At 58.1% G+C, this 4854-nt stretch carries 5 protein-coding genes; all 5 read right to left on the reverse strand.

The genetic code is table 11. The features are described 5' to 3' along the window. The coding region (locus GXX82_15860; protein NLT24517.1) for a 3-isopropylmalate dehydratase large subunit at positions 1–971 on the reverse strand (971 nt) is incomplete at its 3' end. Between the two features lie 11 nt (positions 972–982). After that, on the reverse strand, positions 983–2503 hold the full coding sequence (locus tag GXX82_15865) for a 2-isopropylmalate synthase (protein NLT24518.1): 1521 nt from the start codon (positions 2501–2503) through the stop codon (positions 983–985). A 127-nt stretch (positions 2504–2630) separates the two neighbouring features. Then, on the reverse strand, positions 2631–3692 hold the full coding sequence (gene lpxK, locus GXX82_15870) for a tetraacyldisaccharide 4'-kinase (GenBank protein NLT24519.1): 1062 nt from the start codon (positions 3690–3692) through the stop codon (positions 2631–2633). Between the two features lie 183 nt (positions 3693–3875). After that, the gene (locus GXX82_15875; protein NLT24520.1) at positions 3876–4148 is read right to left on the reverse strand and encodes a transcriptional regulator; all 273 of its coding nucleotides are present in this window, start codon (positions 4146–4148) and stop codon (positions 3876–3878) included. 59 nt (positions 4149–4207) lie between these two features. Continuing rightward, positions 4208–4854, reverse strand: a 647-nt coding sequence (locus GXX82_15880) for a class I SAM-dependent RNA methyltransferase (GenBank protein NLT24521.1), incomplete at its 5' end; no start/stop codon positions are given.

The raw sequence follows: 4854 nt of genomic DNA on the forward strand, positions 1-4854 counted from the left end.
AAGCCTTTGCTCACCTTCTTCCCCGCGAGGATGGCGGCTGCCATCTCCAGGTCTTCCAGTCTGCCGTTGGTGCAGGAACCGATGACGACCTGGTCCACATCTATGGCGCTGAGTTCCCCGGCGTCCCGCACGTTGGACGGGAGCGAGGGGCAGGCGACGCTGAAGCCTACCTTCGAGGCATCGATCTCGTACTCCTGGCTGTACTTCGCGTCGTCATCGCTCGCGTAGACCTTGTAGGGCCGCGTGGCGTGTTCCTTCATGTAGGATATTGTCTTGTCGTCGACGGGGAATATGCCGTTCTTCCCTCCGGCCTCTATCGCCATGTTGGCAATGGAGAACCGGGAATCCATGGACAGGGCGGCTATTGCCTCACCGCTGTACTCCATGGCGCTGTAAAGCGCTCCGTCAACCCCGATCATGCCCAGGATGTGAAGGATGAGCTCTTTTCCCGTTACCCACTTCCGCCATTTTCCGTAACAGTGGAACTTGATGCTCTCGGGCACCTTCAGCCAGGTGCGGCCCGTCACCATACCGTAGGTCACATCCGTCGAGCCCATACCCGTGGAGAAGGCGCCGAGGGCCCCGTACGTGCAGGTGTGGCTGTCGGCGCCGATAACGAGGTCACCGGCCACGACGAGCCCCTTTTCAGGTAAAAGGGCATGCTCTATCCCGCATTCCCCGCCCTCGAAGAAATTGACGATGCCGTGTTTTCGGGAGAATTCCCGTATTCTTTTGCAGTTCTCGGCCGAAAGGATGTCCTTGTTGGGTGTGAAATGGTCAAGAACGAAGACGACCTTGTCGGGGTCGAAAACGGCCTTTGCCCCCACCTTCTCGAATTCCTCGAGGGACAACGGCGCCGTGATGTCATTCGCCAGGGCGAGGTCTATCCTGCAATCCAGGATCTCCCCGGGCTCCACCCGCTCCTTGTCCGCGTGCGCTGCCAGTATCTTTTCAGTGATGGTCATTCCCATATCGTTTCCTCTCAGGATTTCTTCGTTTTCATGTATTCCAGCCTGTTCAGCGCGTTTATATACGCCTTCGCGCTGGCGACTATGATGTCCGTGTCCGCTCCTTTCCCTATGGCCTTGAGCCCCTTCTCGGAGATCTTGACGAAGACCTCACCCTGGGCGTCCATGTCCTGTGTGATGGAGTTCACGGAGAACTTCTCCAGCTTGCTCGTTGTCTTGACGAGCCTCTTGATGACCTTGAAGGCCGCGTCGACGGGACCGTCACCGGTACCGACGTCCTGGACGGTGTTCCCGTCTATCTCCATCTTCACCGTGGCTGTCGGTATCGTCGTGTTCCCGCAGCTCACGTTGAGGTATACGAGCTTCAGCCTCTCGGCCGTCTTGTATATCTCATCCATGATGATCATCTCGATGTCCTCATCGTAGACGTTCTTCTTCATGTCCGAGAGCGCTTTGAAGCGCTTGAAGGCGAGGTTCAATTCCTTCTCGTCGAGGATGTACCCAAGGTTCTCGATGCGGTCCCGGAAGGCATGCCGGCCGGAGTGCTTTCCGAGGACGAGGGAGCTTTTCGGGATGCCCACCGATTCGGGGGTCATGATCTCGTAGGTGAGCTTCGCCTTCAGGAGACCGTCCTGGTGGATGCCTGACTCGTGCGCGAAGGCGTTGGCGCCGACGATGGCCTTGTTCGGCTGCACGGGTACCCCCGTGATGGAGGTGATGAGCCTGCTCGTCGGGTATATCTTCTCGGAGACGATGCGGGTGTCGGCGGTGAAGCTCATCTTCCTCGTTCTCAAGGTCATGGTTATCTCTTCGAGCGAGGCGTTTCCCGCCCTCTCCCCGATGCCGTTTATCGTGCATTCCACCTGGCGCGCCCCGTTGTGGATGGCGGCGATGGAGTTGGCCGTGGCAAGGCCGAGGTCGTTGTGACAATGAACGCTGATAACGGCCCTGTCGATATTGGGGACGTTCTTTCTGATGTAGGCGATGAGCTCGCCGAACTCGTGAGGAACGGCATAGCCGACGGTGTCGGGGATATTGACCGTCGTCGCGCCGGCCTCGATGACCTCGGCGAGAACCTTGCACAGGTAATCCCAGTCGCTCCTCGTGGCATCCATGGCGGAGAACTCGACATTGTCGATGTATTTTTTCGCCCTCTTCACGGCGGCCACCGCTATCGCGAGCACCTCGTCACGGGTCTTCCTGAACTGGTGCTTGAGGTGGATGTCCGAGGTGGAGATGAAGGTGTGGATGCGGGGGTGGGCGGCAACCTTTATCGCCTTCCACGCCCGGTCTATGTCCTCGTCATTGGCGCGTGCGAGCCCGGCTATCTGGCAGTTCTTCACGAGCTTCGCTATCTGCTTGACGGCATCGAAATCGCCCTCGGAGGCGATGGGAAAACCTGCTTCTATGATGTCAACACCGAGGAGCTCGAGCTGTCGCGCCACCCTGAGCTTTTCTTGAGTGTTCATGGTATTGCCGGGCGATTGCTCGCCGTCGCGCAATGTCGTGTCGAAAATGAATACCTGTTCTGACATGCTCTCTCCTCCTTGTTATATTTTCCATCCCGCCCATGGCGGGAGGCACTGCCATCCATTGTGTCTGCAGGGTCGAGGTGTGAGATCGTATCGTGAGCTTTCTTCCCCGACCCGCTTTGTCTCCTCTTTAGGCGAGGCGGTCCGGGGAACGGGTCCCGAGCTTCTTGAGCAGGAGGTCCATCAGTGCATCCTCATCCTCTATCCGCGCCTCGATGGAGAGGTAGAAAAGGTTGTCCGGAACCTCCATTCCCGCGAGCTTCACGGCGTCCTTTTCGGTGGTGACGATGCACTGAACACTGTCCGCCGACCCCATTCTCCTGAGGTCCCCCTCCGTGTACCTGTGATGATCGGGGAAGGGCATCTCCCGGACTACGTCGGCGCCTATCTGCCTCAAAAGCTGAAAAAAGGACTGGTTGTCGCCAAGCCCGCTGAAGGCGAGGACCTTCTTGTTCCTGAGGAACCGGTAATGGGCTATGGCGTTCTTCTTCACGTTGTAAAGGTGAACGGGTTTATACATCACCTGGAACCGGGGGATGCCCCGGGTGAAATAGAGGGTGGCGCTGTCCGGTTCCGATTTGCTCACGAGTATGGTATCCGATTCGCGCACCCTTGATACGGGCTCGCGGTAGGGTCCCAGGGGAAAGAGCTCCTGCCTGCTTAAGGACTCCCGTCCGTTGATGATGAGGATGTCCACGTCCTTTCTCAGGTCCCGCACCTGGAAACCGTCGTCGAGGATGGCCATGTCGATGCTCTTCTCCTTGATGCCCTGTTCGATGGCCTTCATGCGGTCCTTGCCGACGATGACGGGTATGCGTGTTCTCCTGGCAAGCATGTATGCCTCGTCCCCGGCGGTGTGCGCCGAGTCGTTCCTTGCGTCCACGGCGAATGTCCCGTTCCTCTTCCTCATGTATCCCCGCGTTATGATGCCCGGGTTGTAGCCGGCGTCCTTGAACCTCTGGGAGAGCCTCTCGACGACAGGTGTCTTCCCCGTCCCCCCGAGGGTGATGTTTCCCACGCTGACAACCGGTATGGGCGCGCTTTGCGTCGCCATGATCCCCGTCCTGTACATGTACTCTCTCGCCATGAGTGCTATCTGGTAGAGATAGGAAAGAAAGGCAAGGGGTATGTAAAGGAGCCACCGCGCCACTCTTGCTTCGCCATTCCACACCCTGACCACGGTATCACGCATAGGCAATCGAAATATATAACAGAAAAGCTCGGTAATTGCAATAATGATGATAGGTTACCGTTTTAAGTTTTAGGTTTTAAGTTTTAGGTGAAACACCCGGCGAGGCAGCAGACTTTCCGGGCAAGATCTCACGGCCCGGAACTCAACACCTGACACTTAAAACTTGAAACCTAAAACTTAACACTATTCTATATGAAAGATCGGTGGTTGTATGTGGATGGAGCGGCAGGAGGGGCATTTGCCGGGTTTTGTGAGACGGTCGCGCTTCCTGAAGACGAACCCGCAGTGCCTGCAGGAGGCAGAGATCACGGCAAGGCGCCTTCCGCCCTTGCCGAGCGACCGTTGCAGGTGTTCCAGGTGGTCACAGATGTCCCTCTCGGGTATCTTAACAATGCTTGACAACTCCTTTGCCGAGTATGTCCCTTCCTCGAGGAGGGCCGCGATGTAGTGGCGTATCGTCTCATAACGCTCGGGAGGTTCGTGGGTTTCGGCTCTTCCCTCTGTTCTCTCCCTTTTCATCGTCTCCTCTTCGTCAGGACCGTCAGCGTCTCCAGGTGGGAGGTGTGGGGGAAAAGGTCGAAGGGAGCGACGAGGTCGACGGCGTAGCCTGTCGCGGCAAGCCGCCCAAGGTCCCGGGCTAGGGTGGCGGGGTTGCAGGAAACGTATATGAGCGCCTTCGGCGCGAGGTTGGCGATTAGTGTTATGCCGCGGGGGCTTATGCCGCTCCTCGGCGGGTCCGTCACCACGAGGTCGGGTTTTCTGAAACTCCTGTCCATAACGATGTCCTCGACCCTTCCGGCAAGAAAGGAACAGTTGCCGATGCCGTTGAGCAGGGCGTTCTCCCGCGCGTTGTCTATATTTGCCTTCGAGGAATCGACGCCTATGACATTCCGCGACTCGCGGGACAGCAGGAGCTCCATGGGGGCCATGCCGCAGTAAAGGCCGAGAACGTTCCCCGCCTTCAGTTCCGCGGCAACGCGTCCCACCCTCTCGTAGATGAGGGCGGCCCCCGCCGGGTTCGGCTGGAAGAAAGATGCGGGATGGACGCGCAATGTGAGTCCCGCCAGGGATTCCTCGATATATCGCTCGCCGCCCTCATGACGAAGACGGCTGTAATCGATATAGGAACCGGGACGGTCGTTGACGGCCCTCCAGAGGCTTG

The organism is Syntrophorhabdus sp. (genome assembly GCA_012719415.1).
Lineage (GTDB): Bacteria > Desulfobacterota > Syntrophorhabdia > Syntrophorhabdales > Syntrophorhabdaceae > Delta-02.

Bases quoted from the DNA above. Each gene is read 5' to 3' on its own strand.
- lpxK (NLT24519.1), bottom strand. From the start codon at position 3,692: ATGCGTGATACCGTGGTCAGGGTGTGGAATGGCGAAGCAAGAGTGGCG.
- GXX82_15865 (NLT24518.1), bottom strand. From the start codon at position 2,503: ATGTCAGAACAGGTATTCATTTTCGACACGACATTGCGCGACGGCGAG.